Raw genomic sequence first — 21,514 nt, 5'->3', positions numbered from 1 at the left:
AATGACTTTTAAATCAGGCTTTGTAGCCATTTTAGGCCGACCAAATGTCGGCAAATCAACTTTTTTGAATCATGTCATGGGGCAAAAAATTGCCATCATGAGTGACAAGGCTCAGACGACCCGCAACAAGATTATGGGCATTTATACGACGGATAAGGAGCAGATTGTCTTTATCGACACGCCAGGCATTCACAAGCCTAAGACGGCTTTAGGCGATTTCATGGTGGAAGCAGCCTACAGCACCTTGCGTGAGGTGGATACGGTTCTCTTCATGGTACCGGCAGATGAGCCACGTGGCAAGGGTGATGATATGATTATCGAACGCCTGAAAGCGGCTAAGGTGCCAGTGATATTGGTGGTCAATAAGATTGATAAAGTCCATCCGGATCAGCTTTTAGCGCAAATTGATGATTTCCGACAGCAGATGGACTTCAAAGAAATCGTTCCAATTTCGGCTCTGCAGGGCAACAATGTTTCGCATCTGATTGACATCCTTAGTGAAAATCTAGAGGAAGGTTTCCAGTATTTCCCAGAAGATCAGATTACCGACCATCCAGAGCGCTTCTTGGTTTCAGAAATGATCCGCGAGAAGGTTCTACATTTGACTCGTGAAGAGATTCCCCACTCAGTTGCGGTAGTTGTTGACAGCATGAAGCGAGATGAGGAGACGGACAAGGTCCATATCCGAGCGACGATCATGGTCGAGCGAGACAGCCAAAAAGGCATTATCATCGGTAAAGGCGGCTCCATGCTCAAGAAAATCGGTTCCATGGCTCGTCGCGATATCGAGCTTATGCTGGGAGATAAGGTCTTCTTAGAAACGTGGGTCAAGGTCAAGAAAAACTGGCGGGACAAGAAGCTGGATTTGGCAGACTTTGGCTATAATGAGAAGGAATATTAACAGAGCAAGAATTTTTCATTTCTGGTTATCGATTGAATCGTAGATAGGAAAATTGAATGAACAAAGACTACATTTCCTATATTCGCTCCAAGGTGGGGCATGATAAGGTTATCCTGAATTTTGCTGGTGGAATTCTGGCAGACGAGGAGGGTTGTGTGCTTCTGCAGTTGCGAGGTGATAAGAAAACATGGGCGATTCCTGGTGGAGCTATGGAGCTTGGGGAGACTTCTTTGCAAGCAGCTGTGCGTGAATTTTACGAAGAGACGGGCATTTCTGTTGAAGCCAAGCGCTTGATGAATGTCTACACTAATTTTGATGAATCTTATCCTAATGGTGACCAAGTGCAGACGGTTGTCTTTCTATATGAATTACAGGCACTGGAGAATTTTGATATTTCCAATTTTCACAATGATGAAACTCTGCGTTTAGGATTCTTTTCTAAAGAAGAAATGGCAGAGCTGGAAAATGTATCAGATAAACACCGCCTGATGCTGGATGAGTATTTCTCAGACAGCTTTGCTATGGGGCTTTGATATTGAGAATACTAAGAAAGGAGCTTTATGCCTGAATTACCTGAAGTGGAAACGGTTCGGCGCGGTTTGGAGCGTCTGGTTGTTGGCAAGACGATTGGGCAGGTGCAGGTCCGCTATACCAAGATGATTGGAACGGGAGTGGATAGCTTTGTCCATGACTTGCCAGGTCAGACCATTGAAAGGATTGGCCGTCGGGGCAAGTATTTGCTCTTTTACCTGACAGGCGGGGTGCTGGTTTCTCATCTGCGAATGGAAGGCAAGTATCTTTTTTATCCTGATGCGGTGCCTGAGCGCAAGCATGCTCATGTCTTTTTTGAGATGACGGATGGTGGGACGCTTGTTTATGAAGATGTTCGCAAGTTTGGGACCATGGAGCTGCTTAGAAAAGACCAGCTGGAGGCTTATTTTGCTGCCAGAAAGCTTGGTCCTGAGCCGACAGAGGCGGACTTTCTTTTGGCGCCTTTTGCAGCAGCTTTGGGGCGTTCCAAGAAGCCCATCAAGCCTTATTTGCTAGAGCAGACCTTGGTTGTTGGTTTAGGCAATATCTATGTAGATGAGGCCCTTTGGCGGGCGCGGATTCATCCGACAAGGCCAGCAGATAGTCTAAAGCCTGCTGAAGTCAAGCGCCTGCGTGAGCAGATTATAGAAGTTTTGCAGCTTGGGATTGAGAAGAGGGGTTCTACTATTCGGACCTACCGCAATGCTTTGGGCGAAGATGGCACGATGCAGGATTTTCTGCAGGTCTATGGAAAGACTGGTCAGCCTTGTGCTAGATGCGGTAGCCCGATTGAAAAGATTAAGCTGGGCGGACGCGGTACTCATCTCTGTCCTCATTGCCAGAAAGCGAGGTAGCTGTTGTGGTAAGAATTATTGGTATCACCGGCGGCATTGCTTCGGGTAAGTCAACCGTGACAGAGTTTTTGCGGCAGCAAGGCTACCAAGTCATCGATGCGGATCAAGTGGTGCATGAGCTGCAGGAGCCAGGGGGGCGGCTTTATCAGGCTCTTTTATCTACTTTTGGCTCAGCTATCTTACAGGAAGATGGGCGATTGGATCGCCCCAAGCTGGGAGCCATGATTTTTGGGAATCCCGAACTCTTGGCGCAGTCTAGCCAGCTTCAGAACGAGATTATTCGAGAGGAACTGGCTAGCAGACGAGATTTGCTGGCAGAAACTGAAGCTGTCTTTTTCATGGATCTTCCCTTGTTGTTTGAGTTAGAATATGATAACTGGTTTGACCAAATCTGGCTGGTGGATGTGACGGAGGAAACTCAGCTCAGTCGTCTTATGGCTCGAAACGATCTCAGTCGGGAAGAAGCAGAAAAGCGCATAGCAGCTCAGCTATCTCTCCAAGAAAAACGAAAGAGGGCGGACGTGCTGATTGATAATAATGGCTCGCTTGAGGAAACAAGACAGCAGCTTCGCGATGCTTTGCAGAAATTAGAAAGAAGATGATTCTATCACGATACAAGTAAATTGGAAACATAATCTGAAAATCGCCTGGTTTGGGAACTTCCTGACAGGTGCCAGTATTTCTCTGGTCACTCCTTTCATGCCCCTTTTTGTTGAGCAGCTAGGAGCGCGTGGTCATGAGGTGGAGTATTATGCTGGTCTTGGCATTGCTCTTTCGGCTGTTTCGGCAGCCTTTTTATCCCCTGTCTGGGGCAGTTTGGCTGACCGCTATGGCCGTAAACCTATGATGATTCGGGCTGCTACGGCTATGGTCTTTACCATGGGTGGCATTGCCTTTGTGCCCAATATTTTTTGGCTCTTGGTCTTGCGCTTTCTCAACGGCGTTTTTGCGGGCTATGTGCCCAACAGCACCGCCTTGATTGCCAGTCAGGTTCCTAAGGAAAAGACTGGTTACGCGCTGGGAACTTTGGCAACTGGTGTCGTCGCTGGCAATCTCATGGGGCCCTTAATTGGTGGAGTGATTGCTGAAGTTTTTGGTATCCGCAATGTCTTTCTACTGATTGGCTTTTTCTTTCTGATTGCGACCCTGATGACGGCTGCTTTTATCCGAGAAGATTTTAGGCCAGTCACCAAGGAAGAGGAGGTCAGCTTTAGAGAACTGATTCGTCAGATTAGGTATCCCAAGCTCTTGCCCACTCTTTTTCTGACCAGTTTTGTTATCCAGTTTGCAGCCCAGTCTATTGGTCCGATTCTTTCCCTTTATATTCGGGAGTTAGGCCAAACGGACAATTTGATTTTTGTATCTGGCCTGATTGTTTCGAGTATGGGGCTGTCTAGTATGCTAAGCTCAAGTATTTTAGGCCGTATGGGGGATCGGATGGGCAATCATCGTTTGCTGGTCTTAGCTCAGTTTTATTCCATTATCATTTACCTGCTCTGTGCTCATGCAGGCACCCCACTCCAACTCGGTTTTTATCGATTCTTGTTTGGTTTAGGGACCGGAGCCTTGGTGCCGGGGGTCAATGCTCTATTGAGCAAAATCACGCCTAAGTTTGGGATTTCTCGAATCTTTAGCTACAACCAGATTTTCTTTTATCTGGGTGGTGTCATCGGCCCCATGTCAGGCTCGGCTATTGCAGCGACAGCAGGCTATCATTCAGTTTTTTATGCTACAGCAGGCTTAGTGGGACTGAGTCTCCTTATCAACCTTTTTTGTTTTGGAAATTTATTGAAAAAGAAGGAAATCTAGTGCGCGTTAAAATTCATTTGAAATGCTCCAGTTGCGGCAGTCAGAATTATCTGACCAGTAAGAATAGTAAGACTCATCCTGATAAGATTGAGGTATTGAAGTACTGCCCCAAGGAAAGAAAAGTAACCTTACATCTTGAATCTAAGTAGATTTTATGGTAAAATAGAAAGGATTTTAAGGAGTTTTATTTATGTATAGCCTATTATTAACGATTTTAGTCATTTTATCAGGTTTTATTGTCATTGCTATTTTCATGCAACCAACTAAAAACCAATCTAGTAACGTGTTTGATTCGAGTGCCAACGACCTTTTTGAGCGGTCAAAAGCACGGGGATTTGAAGCTGTGATGCAGCGTCTGACAGGATTTTTGATCTTTGTCTGGTTGCTGATTGCCTTGATATTGGCAGTATTATCTAGTAAATAAAATGGGCTCTGACTTTGTCTTGGCCTTTTTTTAAAGTTTAAAAAGAGGGGAATATCAAGAGCCCCTCATAGTATAGAAAGAAAGTATGAAAGCAGAAATTATAGAATATTTAAAAGAAAAGCAGCAGGCTAGCGTAGATGAGATGGCGGCTGCTCTGGGGAAAGAGTCTTCCAAGGGCTTTAGTGACTTGGTCAAGATTATCTCCCAAATGGAAAGAAAGCATCAGATTCGCTTTGATGATGAGGGGCGGATTGAGCTTTACGAGAAGAAAAAGCAGGAGCGTCTGACGCTCAAGGGTGTTTTTCATGCTCACAAGAATGGCTTTGGCTTTGTCACCCTGAATGAAGAAGAGGATGATCTTTTTGTCAGCCGTAATGATGTCAATCATGCCATTGATGGCGATACGGTGGAAGTGGTCATTACCAAGGTGGCAGATCGTATCAAGGGAACGTCAGCTGAGGCTAAGATTATCGATATTTTGGAACACAGCCTGACGTCAGCGGTTGGCCAGCTGGTGTTGGATGAGGAAAAGCCCAAGTATGCCGGCTATATCCGCTCGAAAAATCAGAAAATCCGCCAGCCTATTTATGTCAAAAAACCAGCCTTGGTTCTGGACGGCACAGAGGTGCTCAAGGTCGCTATTGACAAATATCCGACCAAGAAACACGATTTCTTTGTGGCTAGTTTGGTTGATGTAGTCGGTCATGTCAACGATCCAGGTATAGATGTACTGGAAGTGCTGGAGTCGATGGATATTGTCTCCGAATTTCCAGAAAAGGTTTTGGAAGAAGCCGAGCGGGTTCCGGACGCGCCGACAGAGAGTGATTTGGAAGGACGTTTGGACCTGCGTGAAGAGATAACCTTCACCATCGATGGGGCGGATGCCAAAGACTTAGACGATGCTGTCCATATCAAGCGCCTGAAAAATGGCAACTTTGAGCTGGGCGTCCATATCGCGGATGTGTCCTACTATGTCAAAGAAGGCTCTGAGCTGGACAAGGAAGCCCTCAATCGAGCAACCTCCGTCTATGTGACCGACCGCGTGGTGCCTATGCTGCCGGAGCGCCTGTCCAACGGAATCTGCTCTCTCAATCCCAATGTGGACCGGCTGACCCAGTCAGCTATCATGGAGATAGATGCCAAGGGGCGCGTGGTCAAGCATACCATCACCCAGTCTGTCATTAAAACGACCTTTCGCATGACTTACAGCGATGTCAACGACATCATCGCTGGTGATCAGGAAAAAGCTGAGCAGTTCAAGGCCATTGTGCCCAGTATTGACAGCATGGTCCGTCTGCATGAGATTCTGGAAAGCATGCGATTTAAACGCGGTGCACTCAACTTTGACACCAATGAATCTAAAATCATCGTCAACAAGGAAGGTCGACCGGTTGACATTGTCCTGCGTCAGCGGGGAATTGCTGAGCGCATGATTGAGTCCTTTATGCTAGTGGCTAATGAGACGGTGGCTGAGCATTTTGCTAAGCTAAATCTGCCCTTCATCTATCGGATCCACGAGGAGCCTAAGGCGGAGAAGGTGCAGAAGTTTATCGACTACGCCTCTAGCTTTGGCATTCGGATATATGGGACGGCTAGCTCTATGAGTCAGCAGGCTCTGCAGGATATTATGGAGGCAGTCAAAGACCAGCCTTATGAGGATGTCCTGTCCATGATGCTTCTGCGCTCCATGCAGCAGGCTCGCTACTCTGAGCACAATCACGGCCACTATGGTCTGGCAGCGGAGTTTTATACGCATTTCACCAGTCCGATTCGCCGCTATCCAGACCTTCTAGTTCACCGGATGGTACGGGATTATGGACAGTCTAAGGAAATAGCAGAGCATTTTGAGCAAGTGATTCCAGAGATTGCCAGTCAATCTTCCAGCCGAGAGCGTCGGGCTATCGAGGCCGAGCGTGAAGTCGAAGCCATGAAAAAGGCTGAGTACATGGAAGAATTTGTTGGAGAAGAATTTGACGGCGTGGTTTCAAGCGTGGTTAAGTTTGGACTCTTCGTCGAACTGCCCAATACGGTTGAAGGCTTGATTCATGTCACCAACCTGCCAGAGTTTTACAACTACAATGAGCGGACGATGACCCTGCAAGGAGAAAAATCCGGCGTAGTCTTCAAGGTCGGTCAGCAGATTCGCATCAAGCTGGTTCGAGCGGATAAGGCTACAGGTGAGATTGACTTTGAATACCTGCCAAGTGAATTTGACCTGGTAGAAAAGACCAGCAAGAGTGGCAGAGGCAAGTCAGGTAGAAAGAGACGCCGTGAGGATGACAAGCGCAGCCATTCTTCCAAAGAAAAAGGCTACAGAGATAAGAAAGATAAGAAGTCCAAGAAAGGCAAGAGCCAGAAGGCATTTTACAAGGAACTAGTCAAGAAAGGAGCCAAGCATGGCAAAGGGAGAAGGAAAGGTCGTCGCGCAAAATAAAAAGGCCAGACACGACTACACCATCGTAGACACCATCGAGGCTGGCATGGTGCTGACCGGGACGGAAATCAAGAGTGTCCGTGCCGCTCGTATCAATCTTAAAGATGGTTTTGCCCAGATTAAGAACGGTGAGGCCTGGCTCAGCAATGTCCATATCGCGCCTTATGAAGAGGGCAATATTTGGAACCAAGAGCCTGAGCGTCGTAGAAAGCTGCTGCTGCATAAGAAGCAGATCCAAAAGCTGGAGCAGGAGACCAAGGGAACCGGAATGACGCTGGTGCCGCTCAAGGTCTATCTCAAGGACGGCTATGCCAAGCTGCTTCTGGGCCTAGCCAAAGGGAAGCACGACTATGACAAGCGCGAGTCCATCAAACGCCGCGAGCAAAACCGCGACATCGCAAGACAAATGAAGAACTTTAATACAAGATGAAAGACTGGGCGACCGGTCTTTTTTAACATTCAACTATGATTTTGGATTTATGCTATAATGGAGATAAGGTTTGAGGATGATTGAGAAAAGGAGAATAAAATGAAGAAGCAAGAAATACGTAACTGGAGTTGGTGCAGGAGGAAACTGATACGATGAGAAAGATATTAAAAAATAAGCGTGCTTTTCAATGGATGGTAGCTAGCCTAATTCTTATCCCTTTTATTATAGTAGGTACTGTTGGGTTACAACAATTATTTAAAGAACCTGAAAAAGTCGAATATTCTGAAAAAGTCGAATATTCTATTGAGAAATACCATTCTGTAAAGGAAAACGTATATTTTTTCGGGAATCAACGAAAATTCGTCTTATTGAGAAGAGGTTCTAATGTGAATTTTGGGGGCGAATTTTATCTCTATACAACCGAGCGGAAAGTGATGACAAATAAATATGGAGTTGATTTAACCAAAAGAAAAAACATGCCCAAATCAGATTATTGGAAGATTCGTCTTTATGACTATAGAACAGAAGACTTAGTCGTTAAAGAAGTGGATCTAAACAAAGTAGTCGCAGACTATGATAGTAATTTTTTTCCAATTGATTTCAAGATTTTTACCTATCGTGATAATCCTAAAAACACCATCAATATAGAAGTCAAAGATAATCAAGGTGATAGGAAAATCTTAATTTTAAACATTGATAGTGGAAAAGTAGGAGTAGTGAATCAACTGCGTTCAGATATGTATGAAGCGGGTCCTTACTTTGATTATACGACACTGGATCAGTATGCAGAAGATAAGGGGTATGTAGTAGGTCGGCTCATTAACAGTTCTTTGCCTTTTAAAGAGGAGGGCAAGGTTATTGATACCAACATCAATCTCTTTGAGGAATATCCTGAAATTGAGAAAAAAATAACTGAAGGAGATTGGAGTCTTTATCCTCAAGTAGAATACGTGACCCTAGAGGAATGGTATGACAAAGTTTTGTACTGGATGGCGCCTAAGGGAGGAGAGAAACTGACGATTTATGGTATAGATACTAAGGGTCAGGTTTCTGATACCCCACTTACGACTTATGCAGAATATCAAGCCTGGGTTGAAAAACAACGATCAGAAAGGAATATAAATGAAACGAATTGATCCTGAGAGAATAAAGAGTATAAAAGCGCGAGTTCACCAAACTCCGCGAGCAAAACCGCAACATGGCAAGACAAATGAAGAACTTTAATACAAGATGAAAGGCCGGGCGACCGGTCTTTTTTAGTTTTATATTAGTGATTTTCATCTACAGTAGCTGTCTTAAATTGTTTATTTTCAAATTTACTAAACAGAAAAGTTCTGACCACTTTGCCACTTGTCAAGTCTGCTCTTTTCGAGTATGATAAAGACAGTTAAAATTTTGAAATTTGGCTTTCAGAGAAAGGATTTTTTATGACAGAAAAATTGCTAGCTTATAAACGCATGCCAGTGTGGACAGCTGAGACCATGCCCGAATTGGTCAAGAACAAGCACAATACCAAAGAGGGAACTTGGGGCAAAATCACTGTTCTCAAGGGACGCCTTAAGTTTATTGAGATGTCAGAGGAAGGTGAGGAGCTGGCTGAGCACATCTTTGAAGCTGGTCAGGACAATCCTTTCGCCCAGCCCCAAGCTTGGCATCGGGTCGAAGCCTTGACAGATGACCTAGAGTGGTATTTGGAGTTTTACTGTCGGCCTGAGGATTATTTCCCTAAGAAATACGGCAGCAATCCAGTTCACTCAGAGGTTTTGGAAGCTATGCAGACGGTTGGCCCAGGACGAGTCTTAGATCTAGGCTGTGGTCAAGGCCGCAATGCTCTCTTTCTGGCCAAGCAGGGCTTTGAAGTAACGGCCGTAGATCAGAATGAGCTGGCACTGGAAATCTTACGTAGCATTGTCGAGCAGGAAGATTTGGATCTGCCAGTGGGTACCTACGATATCAACTCAGCTAGTCTGACCCAGACTTATGATTTGATCGTTTCTACTGTTGTCCTTATGTTTCTGCAGGCGGAGCGGATTCCGGATATTATCCACAATATGCAAGAGCATACAGCGCTTGGCGGCTACAATCTCATCGTCTGTGCTATGGATACAGAAGACTTCCCATGCTCTGTTCCCTTTCCTTTTACGTTTAAGGAAGGCGAGCTTGCCGAGTATTATAAAGACTGGGAGCTGGTTAAGTACAATGAAAATCCTGGTCACCTCCATCGCCGTGATGAAAACGGCAATCGGATTCAGCTGCGCTTTGCGACGATGTTAGCTAAAAAAGTGAGATAGATTCTTTGAGCTCAAGTCGGCTCTGCTAAAATCTCTAGTGAATTGCTTATAAAGATTTTATAGCAGGATATTTTCTGATAAGATAAAAATAATAGCCTTTCCTCTAAATAAGATGGGGCTATTTTTTAGTTTATCTGGTCTGGATTGATAAAAAAGTAGAGGAAATATAGATTAGATAAAAAATATACACAATTTTGTGTAAACGCTTGCAAAAAGTTTAGAAAGAGAGTATACTAAAGTAGGAATGTTAAGGTATTACGGTTTATGTTGTTTAGACTGGGAGTTGATTCCAGCCCCGCAGATAGTCAAAAGGAGATAGACTATGAAGAAAATACTGCTCAGACTAATGTTCCTTGCAATGTTAGTTGCTCTTTTGCCTGTTCATGTGGCACAAGCGTGTTCTGCTTTTATTGTCGGTAAAGATCTGACAGCAGATGGCTCTACTCTATTTGGTCGGACAGAGGACTATCCATACGCCCCTGACGGTGGTCGGCACAATCAAAACTATGTAGTTGTGCCAGCTAAGACCTATAAAGATGGTGATAAGATAGAAGATGAGTCAAATGGCTTTACCTATCCGCATTTGGCGAATGAAATGAAATACACAGCTGTCTACGACTCTGATCGTGACAACGGAAGTAACGGAAACTTCGCTGCGCATGGCTTTAATGAACTTGGTGTAGCTATGACAGCGACCGTTTCAGCAACACCAAATGATAAAGTTCTAAAAGAAGACCCACTTGTAAAAGATGGTCTTCCAGAAGCATCATTAGTTGACCTTGCTTTGCCTCGTGCAAAAACAGCACGTGAAGTTATTGAGACAGTTGCGAAAGTTCTGGATGAAAAAGGGTCAGCAGAAGGAAATATCATCGTTGCAGCAGATAAGAATGAGCTGTGGTACATGGAAATCCTGTCTGGTCACCAATACGTAGCCATCAAATTCCCAACGAATAAGTATGCTGTCTTTGCGAACACTTACTATCTTGGTCACGTTGACTTGAACGATAAGGAAAATGTCATTGCTTCTAAAGATGTGGAACAAGTAGCTAAAAAAGCAGACAACTATAAGACCGACAAAGATGGCAACTTTTTGATTGCTAAATCTTATGGACCTGATAAATATATGGAACGTAACCGTTCACGGACCTATGCAGGTATCAAGTGGATGGATCCACAAGCAAAAGTAAATTATGACGATGAAGCTTTTGATCTCTTGCGCGAACCAACTGATCCAAATAAGAAATACACGGTTCATGATGTGATCGCTGAACAAAGAAATCGTTTTGAACACTTGCCAGAATATAAAGCAGATGACTTAGTTGAAGTCGGTAAGAAGATCGATGGCAATGTCTACAAATATGCGCTAGGTAACGAAAACGTAATCGACGCCCACGTTTATCAAATCAAACCAAACCTACCAAATGCCTTTGGCGGTGTTATGTGGCTGGGTCTGGCACAAAGTCGCAACACACCATATGTGCCATTCTATGGTAATGTAGAAGATACTTACGAAGCTTTCAAGAACCGCTCTACTAAATATGACGGAAAATCTTGGTATTGGACTGTTTGGCATATTGACCAAATGGTTATGAAATATCCAGAAATCTTTGGTAACAGCATCCAAGAAAAATGGAAAGAAAAAGAAGCTGAATGGGATAAAGAACAAACCGAACGCGACGCCAAATACGCAAACTACACAGATGAACAAGCCAAAGCCGCTGGACCAGAAGTGACGAAGGAAGCCTTGGAACGCTCAGAAAAAATCTTTAAGGAAATCAAAGCAGTCGAAGCAGAGATGGAAGAAAAGATTAAGAAGGAAAAAGGTAAAGATGCAGATCTTGTCTATACAGGCTATAACAAAGCAAACCTCCTAGCTGAAGCAGAAAAAGGAAAATCAGCGGAAAAAGCTAGCGATACGAAGAAAGATGGCTCAAGTCAAACTACTTGGATTGTCATCGGCGTATTGGTTGTGCTAGTTGCTGGATTCTTCGGATACAAACAATTTAATAAGAAGAAGGAGGAAGAATAAATTTTGAAAGAAAAGCTAGAAGTTTAAGACTTCTGGCTTTTTTCCTCTCTCAGATAATAAACCTATATCCTAAAATACTTAGTGAGGAGATGAGGATAGAAGATTAGAATTGTCAAAAAACTAGGCTTCATCTTGCTTTTAGCGGTAAATTGCTATAAAATAGATAGGGTTAAACATCAATACTTTTATATTGCAAATAGGAGAAAAGATGACAAAAAAATTAAAACGTCCAGAGGTGCTTTCACCAGCTGGTACGTTAGAAAAGTTAAAAGTAGCTGTTCGCTATGGGGCAGATGCTGTTTTTATTGGTGGTCAAGCCTATGGTTTGCGCAGCCGTGCGGGAAACTTCACTTTTGAGCAAATGGAAGAAGGTGTCCAATTTGCGGCTGAGCATGGTGCCAAGGTCTATGTAGCGGCCAATATGGTCATGCACGAAGGAAATGAGGCCGGTGCTGGAGAATGGTTCCGTCGTTTGCGAGACATTGGGATTGCGGCTGTTATTGTTTCTGACCCAGCCTTGATTGCGATTGCAGCTTCTGAAGCACCTGGTCTGGAGATTCACTTGTCAACGCAGGCTAGTGCAACCAACTATGAAACGCTTGAGTTTTGGAAAAATCTTGGTTTGACACGGGTCGTTTTGGCGCGTGAGGTTTCCATGGCCGAGTTAGCTGAGATTCGCAAGCGTACCGATGTAGAAATCGAAGCTTTCGTTCACGGGGCTATGTGTATTTCTTACTCTGGTCGTTGTACCCTTTCCAATCATATGAGCATGCGCGACGCCAACCGTGGCGGTTGCTCGCAATCTTGTCGTTGGAAATATGATTTGTACGACATGCCTTTCGGACAAGAACGCAAGAGTTTGAAGGGGGAAATTCCAGAAGAATTTTCTATGTCAGCTGTTGATATGTCCATGATTGACCACATTCCTGATATGATTGAAAATGGTGTCGATAGTTTGAAAATCGAAGGTCGGATGAAGTCTATTCACTACGTTTCAACGGTGACCAACTGCTACAAAGCAGCTGTGGACGCCTATTTGGAAAGCCCAGAAAAATTTGAAGCTATTAAGCAAGATCTAGTAGATGAAATGTGGAAAGTAGCTCAACGTGAGCTGGCAACTGGTTTTTACTACCATACGCCAACTGAGAATGAGCAGCTTTTTGGAGCCCGTCGTAAGATTCCAGAATACAAATTTGTAGCAGAAGTAGTTGCTTATGATGAGGCTACACAAACTGCGACTATTCGCCAGCGGAATGTTATCCATGAAGGCGATCAAGTGGAATTCTATGGACCTGGTTTCCGTCATTTTGAAACCTACATTACTGACCTCCATGATGAAAAAGGAAATAAGATTGACCGTGCGCCAAATCCAATGGAATTACTGACGATTACAGTTCCGCAACCAGTCCAACCTGGTGATATGGTCCGTGCCCGCAAGGAAGGTTTAATCAATTTGTATAAAGAAGATGGCACTAGTGTGACTGTTCGGGCTTAATCAGGCGCGAAAGTTGGAGCAATGTGCTCATCAAGTAGATATTGCCTACATGGTGGATACGAATTGATAACGGAAGTCCTTATTCTAAAAATTCAGCCATTGGCTTTAAAAATAAAACTCTTCAAATCGCTTTTGATTTGAAGAGTTATTTTTTGAATTTGCGGCTTTCGAGCCGAATATCTTTTCTTTGGGCTTCACGGATGTTATTGGGAACTAGACTGATGCGATGGATATCAGGCACTCGGATGATGGTCGTCATGCTTTTTTTGAAATTTTTGACAATCAACTGTTGGCGATCACGGTCATATTTGACAATATCTCCAGTAAAATTCTTATCCAGAAAAATAACATGGACACCAGAATTTTTCCGAAGAGCTAACTCAATTGTATGTAGGATATGACTTTTGTCGTCCTCTTCCTGATCTGTCTTTTTATAATTGATAAACTCATTCGTCTTTTGTAAAATCATTTCGAGATATTTTTTCATAGCTAAAATCTCCATAACTTGTTACAATATATTATATAATAAAATACTTAAAAAAGTAAAATCTTTTACGAATAATGAGATAGAAAGTAGAAAAGAGGTAATATATGGCAGATTTTAAATTTGAAATCGAGGAAAAATTGCTCGTTTTATCGGAAAATGAGAAAGGTTGGACCAAGGAGCTCAACCGCGTAAGTTTTAACGGTGCGCCTGCCAAGTACGATATTCGCACTTGGAGTCCTGACCACAGCAAGATGGGCAAGGGCATCACCCTTTCCAATGAAGAATTTCAAGTTCTTTTAGATGCATTTAAAAATGGATAGACGCAAAGTCTATCCGTTTTTCTATTTATCTGAAAAATAGGGATGAAAGGCTAGGCTTCTAAATATAGGAATGCTGATGAGAGTAATTGCTACAATTTTTAAAAGATCAGGAAGAATGAAAGGTGTGACTCCAACAGCAATGGCTTTAGAAAAATTCATATTAGCCAGAAAATGAAGCCCGATTACGCCACCGACGAAGACCAGTGTATCTCCGAGCAGATTAGACAAAAAAATCGTGTAAAACTTGCTATCCTTGCTTGTCAGACTGGAAGTTACCAGCGCAAAGAGTAGATAGGCCCAAAGATAGCCTGCGCTTGGACCAAAGAGAGCCTGAAATCCACCGCTTCCTCCGGCAAAGACTGGCAGGCCAATAGCTCCGAGCAGTAGATAGAGCAGAACAGACAAGACAGCTTCGCGGGTTTTAAAAATGGTTGCAATTAAACCTACGGCAAAGGTCTGCAGCGTAATGGGAATGGTCCCAATAGAGAAACTAAGCTGGGATAGTACAGCTAAGAATGCAGCTCCGATAGCTGGGAGGGCAAGAAGAAAAGCTTTGTTCTTGTTCATAAATAGTAAACCTCTTTATTAAATTATGGTAACTATTTTAAATCAAAATAAAAAAAAGTCAAGTCTTTTCATATCAGACTAGACAGTTGTTTGTTTATTTCCGCTTTTTGCGGCTCCGAATGAGGAGGAAGATAAAGGCGATTAAACCAAAAATATTAAAGAAAATAATTCCTAGAGCTGCTAATAATTTTTTCGTTTTGCTCATTTCCAATCCCCTTTCTTTTAGTATTTCTTACTATCATATCAAAAATATGGTTTCTTGAATAGCAGAAAGGGTAAAAGGTGGTTGGGAAGTCATGAATATTTCAAGAAAATAGGATTATCTTGACAATTTATAAGCTTGTCCAGAAGAAGTGAGCCAACTAAATAAAAAAGAGGAAGATCCATTAAATAAATCTTCCTCAATTTTAGAAATAATTTAGAATTTCTTGAATGATAATTGAATTTTGTGCTTTAAAATAAAGAAAGAAGTCAAAGAATAAAGCCAGATAGTGTGTCTAGCTCTATCTAAATGGCATAAGACTTCTTTCTTACAAAAATGTAAGATAAAAATTAAAAATGAAAGGATAAGTTATGGTTGCCCTTTATTCTTTATTTTATGATAATAATGAGCTTTAGAAAGGCGAAAGAAGAAACTTTTAGCGCATGGTGACAAATTCTTCGGAGCCAGTTGGGTGGATGGCAACAGTCGCGTCGAAGTCGGCTTTGGTAGCTCCCATCTTAATAGCAACAGCGAAGCCTTGGATCATCTCATCTACGCCATAGCCAATGCCGTGGAGACCGACAACTTTTTCATCGTGACCCGCAGTGATAAGCTTGAAGCGAGCCTGCTGGCGGTGATGGGTGACAGCTGAGTACATAGAGGTAAAGCTAGAGGTGTAGACATGAACTTGCTCAGCGCCATAATCTCGAATAGCTTCTTCCTCCGTCAGCCCTACTGTGCCGATAGCGGGGTGGGAGAAGACGACAGTCGGAATAGTGGAGTAATCCATCTTGGCATCTGTTTTGCCGTTAAAGAGGCGCTCAGACAGGGTGCGTCCAGCCTTGATTGCTACTGGCGTCAGCTCTTTTTCGCCCGTCACATCGCCCAAGGCATAGATGCCAGGTACGACAGTATTTTGGTATTCATCCACAGCGATGAAGCCTCGGTCATTTAGGGTAACTCCTGCAGCATCAAGATTGAGCCCTTGGACATTTGGCTTGCGGCCAATAGCCCAAATAATCCGCTCAGCAATATGGCTACTACCGTCTTGGAAGTAGAGTTGTAGCTGACCATCGGCTAGTTTCTCCACTCGTTCGGGTATCTTGTGAGCATGAAGACTAGGACCAGATTTTTCCATTTCAGTCACCAATCCGTCAATCAGATAGCTATCGAAATTGCGGAGAGGACGGTCGCGACGGACAAAGAGATCCGTCTTGACACCTAGAGTATGGAGGACACCAGCAAGCTCCACTGCGATATAGCCTGCTCCGACGACGGCAACAGACTTGGGCAACTCTTCCCAAGCAAAGACATCATCAGAAGTCTCACCGTATTCGGCACCAGGAATCTGAGGAATGGCTGCATGTGCACCTGTTGCGATAACGATGTGCTTGGCGCGAATCAATTCTCCATTGACTTCGACTGTATGCTTGTCAACGAAATGAGCGCGACCTTCGATCAGTTCAACGCCGTTGCGTTTGAAGCTGCCATCATAGGATGAGCGAGCACGGTCAATGTAGGCTTCCCGATTCTTTCGTAAAGTAGCAAAGTCAAAGTGCTGATTTTCTGAAGTAAAGCCATAGTCTGGTCCATAGTGCTGGATGGCCTCGGCAATCTGAGCACCGTACCACATGATTTTTTTAGGGACACAACCGACATTGACACAGGTTCCCCCTAATTTCTTTTCTTCAATGACAGCTGCTTTAGCACCATGCTCACCAGCACGATTCATGGTAGCAATACCCCCGCTACCCCCGCCAATTGCAATAATATCGAATTCTTTCATAGTTAGATAGAAGCTCCTTTAATCAATATGAAGTAATTGTACCTTTTTTAGAAAATGAATGCAAAAATCTGCTATGATTTAGAGATCCTGCAGCGTTTGTAGAGGAAAAATGGTCTTTTAGGGATTTTGTCCCTTTTCCTATCACAATATGTTAGGCTTATGATATAATGTAGTATAAAAGAAAAATGGTTTTCATCAAGAGGAGGAAAAAAGATGAAAAAGCTGAAAAAATGGCAGCTATTTAGTATTATCGGAGTTGCTGTTGTAGTTGTATTGGGAGCAATTTCTGCAATAGTCCTGAGCAATCTTAGTTCTACAACAGAACCTAAGGAAGTTGCACCAATTGTGCAACAGGCAAAAGAAGGTAGCATAGCCTCATCTGTCCTGTTGACGGGGACCGTAACGGCTAACTCAGAGCAATATGTTTATTATGATGCTACCAAGGGCGACTTGGAGTCGGTCCTAGTCAATGTTGGTGACCAAGTAGCTGTAGGACAAGCACTTGTTCAATATAAGAGCACAGAAGCTCAAGCAAATTATGATGCAGCAGTTCGTGCTGTTAATAAGGCTGATCGTCAGATTAATGACTTACAGACAAATGGGGCGACAGTAGAAAAAACTGGCGATGAAGAGACGGATAGTAAGTCCCTTGCTTCTGCTCAACGTACCGTCGATTCTCAACTGGCTGATTTGCGTGATGCACGTTCAGACGCTGTGGATAATATGAACAAAGCACAAGCTTTGTTGAATGCAGCGACTGTTACAAGCACTGTTGAGGGAACAGTAGTAGAAGTAAACCGCGATGTATCCAAATCAACAACAGGAACCAACCAAACCTTGGTGCACATTGTCAGCAATGGCAGTCTTCAAATTAAGGGAGAACTCTCTGAATACAATCTGGCTAATTTGTCAGTTGGACAAGAAGTAACCATTACCTCAAAAGTGTATCCAGATAAAAAATGGACAGGTAAAATTAGCTATATTTCCAACTATCCTAAGGACGGACAGCAAGCTTCATCAACTAATACAGGTGGCGCGGCTTCCTCTGCAAAATATCCATTTACAGTCGATATTACAAGTGAAATTGGTGATTTGAAGCAAGGTTTCTCTGTCAGCGTTGAAGTGAAAAACAATACAAAAGGGATTCTTGTACCAGCAAGCAGTATCATCTCAGACGGAGACAAGAACTACGTTTGGACTGTCGAAAAAGGTAAAGCGAAGAAAGTGGAAGTAACCTTAGGGAATGCTGATGCTGAAAATCAAGAAATCTCATCTGGTTTGACAAAAGACAGTAAAGTTATCACCAATCCAACAGATAGCTTGAAAGATGGTCAAGAGGTGAAAGCGGATGAAAAAACTCATTGATCTACGAAATATTAACAAAACCTATCGGAATGGTGATCAAGAACTTAAAGTCTTAAAAAATATCAATTTGACAGTTGAAGAGGGCGAGTTTGTGGCTATCATGGGGCCGTCTGGTTCTGGGAAGTCCACCCTGATGAATATTATCGGGATGTTGGATCGCCCGTCTACTGGCGAGTATTTTTTAGAAAACAAAGATGTTGCAAACTTAGGTGATAAGAAATTAGCCAAGGTTCGAAATAATCAAATCGGCTTCGTTTTTCAGCAATTTTTCCTCTTGTCTAAATTAAACGCCCTTCAAAATGTAGAACTCCCGTTGATTTATGCGGGGGTGTCACAAGGAAGTCGAAAAAATCTAGCTAAGCAGTATTTAGAAAAAGTAGATTTGGGCACTCGTATGACTCACTTGCCGTCAGAATTATCTGGGGGACAGAAGCAACGTGTTGCCATTGCGCGTGCCTTGGTAAACAATCCTTCGATTATTCTTGCCGACGAGCCGACAGGGGCCCTCGATACCAAAACTGGCGAGCAAATTATGGAACTCTTGACGGAGTTGAACGCTGAAGGAAAAACGATTATCATGGTTACTCACGAACCTGAGATTGCTGCCTATGCTAAGCGTCAGATTGTCATTCGTGATGGAGCCATCTCTTCAGATAGCGCTGAGAAGGAGGAACGTGATTAATGCAAAATTTTAAATTTGCCATTAGTTCCATTCTTGGGCATAAGATGCGGGCTTTTCTGACCATGATCGGGATTATCATCGGGGTTGCGTCTGTTGTCGTCATCTTGGCACTGGGAAATGGAATGCAACAGGGAGTCACCAAGAGCATCACAAAAGAACAGAAGTATGTCAGCTTGCTTTATTCTCCTACTAAAAATAATTATACGATGGGAGTTAATTTGATGGAGGTCAATGGTGGTCAAGATGCAGATAGTGAGATACTAGAGGAACCACCTGTTGTCCAAGAGTCTTGGGTCAAGGAACTATTAAAAATTGACGGCGTCAAGGGCTATTATGTGACCAATGGTTCAACAGCTGACTTTTCTTATCAGAACAAGAAGTCTGATAAGGTCAACATTACGGGCGTGAATGCTACATTCTTTAAAATTAGAAAATATGAGATTTTAGCTGGACGGACTCTCTTGCCTAGTGACTATCAAAGTTTTTCTAATGTGATGATGATTGATGAAACAGTGGCAACCAGCCTGTTTGGAAGTAGTGCGGAAGCCCTGAATAAAATAGTTTCAGTCGGTGACAGCAACTATCGGGTTGTTGGGATTTATAAGGATCCCAATGCTGGTCAGAGCATGAGTATGAGCTCAGGTAGCGCCTTGATGGCGAATACACAGGTAGCATCTGAATTTCATACAGATGAAATTGCAACTGTCTATATCTATGTGCCAGAAGTGGATCGTATCAACGAAGTTGGTGTAGAAGCAGCCAAAGAATTGACGGCTCTTTCAGGAGCTCGTCAAGGAGAATATCAAATCCTAAATATGGATACCTTGCTGGAGCAGTACAATCAAATCACAGGAACTATGACCGGTGTTATCGGAGCTATTGCAGGAATTTCCCTCTTTGTTGGTGGTATCGGTGTGATGAATATCATGCTAGTATCTGTTACAGAGCGGACACGGGAAATTGGTTTGCGAAAAGCTCTTGGAGCAACGCGTGGAAATATTCTCACGCAGTTCTTGATTGAATCTATGGTATTGACCCTTATCGGTGGTCTGCTTGGTCTTAGCCTTGCTTACGGGATCAATGCTCTGCTAGCTGCAGTCGTGCCTGAAAACGTATTTGGAGGCCCACCAGTTGTCTCTGTCACTGCAGCAGTTGGAAGCCTTGTCTTCTCAGCTATGGTTGGGATTGTCTTTGGTATCCTGCCGGCTAATAAAGCATCTAAATTAGATCCGATTGAAGCGCTGAGATATGAATAATGTGAGTAAAAGTCTGGGAAACCAGACTTTTTGTCATGTGAAAAATCCCGATGGAATTCCAGCGGGATTTGTTTTTTAAAAATGTGTAAGTTTGAGATTACTTCATTGTTGGGAAAAGCAATACATCGCGAATGGTAGTCACATCTGTCAGCAACATTACAAGACGGTCGATACCGATTCCGAGGCCTCCAGTTGGTGGCATACCGTATTCCAAGGCTTCAACGTAATCATAGTCGATGCCAGTTGCTTCGTCATCGCCCAGTTCTTTAGCCTTTGCCTGTGCTTCAAAACGAGATAATTGATCGATTGGATCGTTCAGCTCAGTGAAGGCATTAGCATATTCTTTGGTCATGATAAAGAGCTCAAAGCGGTCCGTGAAGCGTGGATCTTCTGGGTTTTTCTTAGCCAGAGGTGACACAGCAACGGGGTGACCGTAGACAAAGGTTGGCTGAATCAGGGTTTCTTCGACAAATTCTTCAAAGAAAGCATTGATGATGTGTCCAACTTCAGTATAATGTTTTTCAACTGGTACTTTCTTTTCTTTAGCCAAGGCAGCAGCTTCTTCAAAGCTCATATCTTGCCAGAAATCAACACCAGTAATTTCCTTGATGGCATCCACCATATGAACACGTTTAAATGGCTCGTTGATCTTGATATCAGTGCCTTGGTAGTTGACTGGACCATCTCCTTTTACAGAAATGGCAGCATGTTGGATAATGCCTTCTGTCAAGTCCATGATATCTTGGAAGTCCGCATAGGCTTGATAAACTTCGATAGAAGTGAACTCAGGGTTATGAGTAGCGTCCATCCCTTCGTTACGGAAGATACGGCCAATTTCATAAACGCGTTCCATACCACCGACGATGAGACGTTTCAAGTGAAGCTCAGTTGCAATCCGTAGCACCATGTCAATGTTTTGAGCATTGTGGTGAGTAATGAATGGACGAGCAGCAGCACCGCCTGCTTCGTTGTGGAGAACAGGTGTTTCAACTTCAAGGAAGCCTTGTCCATCAAGATAGCGACGAATTTCTGAGATGATTTTTGAGCGAGTGACAAAGCGCTCAAAGCTTTCTCGGTTGGAAATCAAGTCCAAATAACGTTTGCGGTAGATAGTTTCCACATCTGTCAAACCGTGGAATTTCTCTGGAAGGGGACGCAGAGCTTTTGAAAGGTGAGTAATATGCGTTGCTTTGATAGAGAGTTCTCCCATATCTGTACGCATCACATCGCCTTCAATTCCCAAGAAGTCACCCAAGTCAGCCTTTTTGAAAATCTCATAGTTTTCTTCACCAACCTCGTCCTTACGAACGTAAATCTGGATTTGGCCTTCACGGTCTTGGATGTGGGCAAAGCCGACTTTCCCTTTTCCACGTTTAGTCATCAAACGACCAGCAATAGTTGCTTTTTCGTTTAATTCATGTAATTCTTCTTTGGATTTGTCGCTGTATTTTTCTTTAAGTTGAGCAGAATTTGCAGTGCGTTCAAAACGTTTTCCGAAAGGATCAATTCCTTGCTCAGCCAGCGCGGCCATTTTTTCACGGCGAATAATCTGCTGGTCATTTAGTTCTTCAATATGTTCAGTAGTCATTTTCTTCCTCCTAAGGCTTTCCCTTCTATTTTATCACAAAATAAAAGGAAATTCAGCAATAAT

At 43.3% G+C, this 21,514-nt stretch carries 21 protein-coding genes; 17 read left to right on the top strand and 4 right to left on the bottom strand.

Annotated features, from left to right (window positions below):
* Position 1 precedes the first annotated feature (1 nt).
* The 13 genes from era (at position 2) to D8797_RS04090 (ending at position 13,198) form a co-directional block, all read left to right on the top strand.
* Positions 2-901 (top strand): GTPase Era, encoded by a 900-nt coding sequence (gene era, locus D8797_RS04150; protein WP_045499234.1) that lies wholly within the window; start codon positions 2-4, stop codon positions 899-901.
* A gap of 56 nt (positions 902-957) precedes the next feature.
* Positions 958-1,434 (top strand): NUDIX hydrolase, encoded by a 477-nt coding sequence (locus tag D8797_RS04145; RefSeq protein ID WP_125379371.1) that lies wholly within the window; start codon positions 958-960, stop codon positions 1,432-1,434.
* A gap of 27 nt (positions 1,435-1,461) precedes the next feature.
* Positions 1,462-2,286, top strand: coding sequence for a DNA-formamidopyrimidine glycosylase (gene mutM, locus D8797_RS04140; protein WP_125379370.1), 825 nt, complete (start codon positions 1,462-1,464; stop codon positions 2,284-2,286).
* Positions 2,287-2,291: 5 nt separating this feature from the next.
* Positions 2,292-2,888 carry a dephospho-CoA kinase gene (gene coaE, locus D8797_RS04135; protein WP_125379369.1) on the top strand — a complete coding sequence of 199 codons (597 nt, stop codon included), beginning with the start codon at positions 2,292-2,294 and terminating at the stop codon, positions 2,886-2,888.
* Between the two features lie 10 nt (positions 2,889-2,898).
* Entirely contained in the window at positions 2,899-4,095 is a 1,197-nt protein-coding gene (locus D8797_RS04130) for a multidrug efflux MFS transporter (protein ID WP_376739408.1), read from the top strand.
* Positions 4,095-4,244, top strand: a complete 150-nt coding sequence (gene rpmG / locus D8797_RS04125; RefSeq protein WP_005590723.1) for a 50S ribosomal protein L33 — start codon at positions 4,095-4,097, stop codon at positions 4,242-4,244. Before D8797_RS04130 ends, rpmG begins: the two co-directional genes overlap by 1 nt.
* A 41-nt stretch (positions 4,245-4,285) precedes the next feature.
* Entirely contained in the window at positions 4,286-4,519 is a 234-nt protein-coding gene (secG, locus tag D8797_RS04120) for a preprotein translocase subunit SecG (RefSeq protein ID WP_005590722.1), read from the top strand.
* Positions 4,520-4,604: 85 nt separating this feature from the next.
* A complete protein-coding gene (rnr, locus tag D8797_RS04115) occupies positions 4,605-6,953 on the top strand; it encodes a ribonuclease R (RefSeq protein WP_125379367.1) in 2,349 nt (782 codons plus the stop codon).
* Positions 6,916-7,383, top strand: coding sequence for an SsrA-binding protein SmpB (smpB, locus tag D8797_RS04110; RefSeq protein ID WP_002894882.1), 468 nt, complete (start codon positions 6,916-6,918; stop codon positions 7,381-7,383). Before rnr ends, smpB begins: the two co-directional genes overlap by 38 nt.
* A 152-nt stretch (positions 7,384-7,535) precedes the next feature.
* Positions 7,536-8,519, top strand: coding sequence for a hypothetical protein (locus tag D8797_RS04105; RefSeq protein ID WP_260471201.1), 984 nt, complete (start codon positions 7,536-7,538; stop codon positions 8,517-8,519).
* Between the two features lie 291 nt (positions 8,520-8,810).
* Positions 8,811-9,674, top strand: a complete 864-nt coding sequence (gene tehB / locus D8797_RS04100; protein WP_125379366.1) for an SAM-dependent methyltransferase TehB — start codon at positions 8,811-8,813, stop codon at positions 9,672-9,674.
* A 322-nt stretch (positions 9,675-9,996) separates the two neighbouring features.
* On the top strand, positions 9,997-11,703 hold the full coding sequence (locus tag D8797_RS04095; protein WP_125379365.1) for a C69 family dipeptidase: 1,707 nt from the start codon (positions 9,997-9,999) through the stop codon (positions 11,701-11,703).
* 208 nt (positions 11,704-11,911) lie between these two features.
* The gene (locus D8797_RS04090; protein ID WP_048791652.1) at positions 11,912-13,198 is read left to right on the top strand and encodes a peptidase U32 family protein; all 1,287 of its coding nucleotides are present in this window, start codon (positions 11,912-11,914) and stop codon (positions 13,196-13,198) included.
* Positions 13,199-13,343: 145 nt separating this feature from the next.
* Here the strand turns inward: D8797_RS04090 and D8797_RS04085 are convergent, their stop codons facing one another.
* Positions 13,344-13,700, bottom strand: a complete 357-nt coding sequence (locus tag D8797_RS04085; protein WP_125379364.1) for a hypothetical protein — start codon at positions 13,698-13,700, stop codon at positions 13,344-13,346.
* Between the two features lie 89 nt (positions 13,701-13,789).
* On the opposite strand from D8797_RS04085, the gene D8797_RS04080 reads away from it, so the two are divergent.
* Positions 13,790-14,005, top strand: a complete 216-nt coding sequence (locus D8797_RS04080; RefSeq protein ID WP_005590703.1) for a YdbC family protein — start codon at positions 13,790-13,792, stop codon at positions 14,003-14,005.
* 21 nt (positions 14,006-14,026) lie between these two features.
* Here the strand turns inward: D8797_RS04080 and D8797_RS04075 are convergent, their stop codons facing one another.
* Positions 14,027-14,572, bottom strand: a complete 546-nt coding sequence (locus D8797_RS04075) for a biotin transporter BioY (protein ID WP_125379363.1) — start codon at positions 14,570-14,572, stop codon at positions 14,027-14,029.
* Between the two features lie 638 nt (positions 14,573-15,210).
* Entirely contained in the window at positions 15,211-16,560 is a 1,350-nt protein-coding gene (gene gorA, locus D8797_RS04070) for a glutathione-disulfide reductase (RefSeq protein ID WP_125379362.1), read from the bottom strand.
* Between the two features lie 213 nt (positions 16,561-16,773).
* On the opposite strand from gorA, the gene D8797_RS04065 reads away from it, so the two are divergent.
* Genes D8797_RS04065 through D8797_RS04055 form a run of 3 tightly spaced genes read left to right on the top strand, consistent with a single transcriptional unit; the run spans position 16,774 to position 19,863 of the window.
* Complete coding sequence (locus tag D8797_RS04065; protein WP_005590698.1) at positions 16,774-17,925, top strand: efflux RND transporter periplasmic adaptor subunit; 1,152 nt, start codon at positions 16,774-16,776, stop codon at positions 17,923-17,925.
* Positions 17,909-18,607 (top strand): ABC transporter ATP-binding protein, encoded by a 699-nt coding sequence (locus tag D8797_RS04060; RefSeq protein ID WP_125379361.1) that lies wholly within the window; start codon positions 17,909-17,911, stop codon positions 18,605-18,607. The genes D8797_RS04065 and D8797_RS04060 overlap by 17 nt, the downstream gene beginning before the upstream one ends.
* Positions 18,607-19,863 carry an ABC transporter permease gene (locus tag D8797_RS04055; RefSeq protein ID WP_005590694.1) on the top strand — a complete coding sequence of 419 codons (1,257 nt, stop codon included), beginning with the start codon at positions 18,607-18,609 and terminating at the stop codon, positions 19,861-19,863. Before D8797_RS04060 ends, D8797_RS04055 begins: the two co-directional genes overlap by 1 nt.
* A gap of 97 nt (positions 19,864-19,960) precedes the next feature.
* On the opposite strand, the gene lysS is transcribed toward D8797_RS04055, so the two are convergent.
* Positions 19,961-21,451 carry a lysine--tRNA ligase gene (gene lysS, locus D8797_RS04050; protein ID WP_125379360.1) on the bottom strand — a complete coding sequence of 497 codons (1,491 nt, stop codon included), beginning with the start codon at positions 21,449-21,451 and terminating at the stop codon, positions 19,961-19,963.
* Positions 21,452-21,514: the final 63 nt, after the last annotated feature.

It is taken from the genome of Streptococcus cristatus, from assembly GCF_003944225.1.
In the GTDB taxonomy this organism is placed as follows: domain Bacteria; phylum Bacillota; class Bacilli; order Lactobacillales; family Streptococcaceae; genus Streptococcus; species Streptococcus cristatus_K.
Note: the sequence above shows the minus strand (reverse complement) of the source record. Positions and strands in the feature narration are given on the sequence as shown.

Coding starts and splice junctions, on each gene's coding strand:
- era (WP_045499234.1), top strand. CDS start 2: ATGACTTTTAAATCAGGCTTTGTAGCCATTTTAGGCCGACCAAATGTC.
- D8797_RS04145 (WP_125379371.1), top strand. CDS start 958: ATGAACAAAGACTACATTTCCTATATTCGCTCCAAGGTGGGGCATGAT.
- mutM (WP_125379370.1), top strand. CDS start 1,462: ATGCCTGAATTACCTGAAGTGGAAACGGTTCGGCGCGGTTTGGAGCGT.
- secG (WP_005590722.1), top strand. CDS start 4,286: ATGTATAGCCTATTATTAACGATTTTAGTCATTTTATCAGGTTTTATT.
- rnr (WP_125379367.1), top strand. CDS start 4,605: ATGAAAGCAGAAATTATAGAATATTTAAAAGAAAAGCAGCAGGCTAGC.
- smpB (WP_002894882.1), top strand. CDS start 6,916: ATGGCAAAGGGAGAAGGAAAGGTCGTCGCGCAAAATAAAAAGGCCAGA.
- D8797_RS04105 (WP_260471201.1), top strand. CDS start 7,536: ATGAGAAAGATATTAAAAAATAAGCGTGCTTTTCAATGGATGGTAGCT.
- tehB (WP_125379366.1), top strand. CDS start 8,811: ATGACAGAAAAATTGCTAGCTTATAAACGCATGCCAGTGTGGACAGCT.
- D8797_RS04095 (WP_125379365.1), top strand. CDS start 9,997: ATGAAGAAAATACTGCTCAGACTAATGTTCCTTGCAATGTTAGTTGCT.
- D8797_RS04090 (WP_048791652.1), top strand. CDS start 11,912: ATGACAAAAAAATTAAAACGTCCAGAGGTGCTTTCACCAGCTGGTACG.
- D8797_RS04085 (WP_125379364.1), bottom strand. CDS start 13,700: ATGGAGATTTTAGCTATGAAAAAATATCTCGAAATGATTTTACAAAAG.
- D8797_RS04080 (WP_005590703.1), top strand. CDS start 13,790: ATGGCAGATTTTAAATTTGAAATCGAGGAAAAATTGCTCGTTTTATCG.
- D8797_RS04075 (WP_125379363.1), bottom strand. CDS start 14,572: ATGAACAAGAACAAAGCTTTTCTTCTTGCCCTCCCAGCTATCGGAGCT.
- gorA (WP_125379362.1), bottom strand. CDS start 16,560: ATGAAAGAATTCGATATTATTGCAATTGGCGGGGGTAGCGGGGGTATT.
- D8797_RS04065 (WP_005590698.1), top strand. CDS start 16,774: ATGAAAAAGCTGAAAAAATGGCAGCTATTTAGTATTATCGGAGTTGCT.
- D8797_RS04060 (WP_125379361.1), top strand. CDS start 17,909: ATGAAAAAACTCATTGATCTACGAAATATTAACAAAACCTATCGGAAT.
- D8797_RS04055 (WP_005590694.1), top strand. CDS start 18,607: ATGCAAAATTTTAAATTTGCCATTAGTTCCATTCTTGGGCATAAGATG.
- lysS (WP_125379360.1), bottom strand. CDS start 21,451: ATGACTACTGAACATATTGAAGAACTAAATGACCAGCAGATTATTCGC.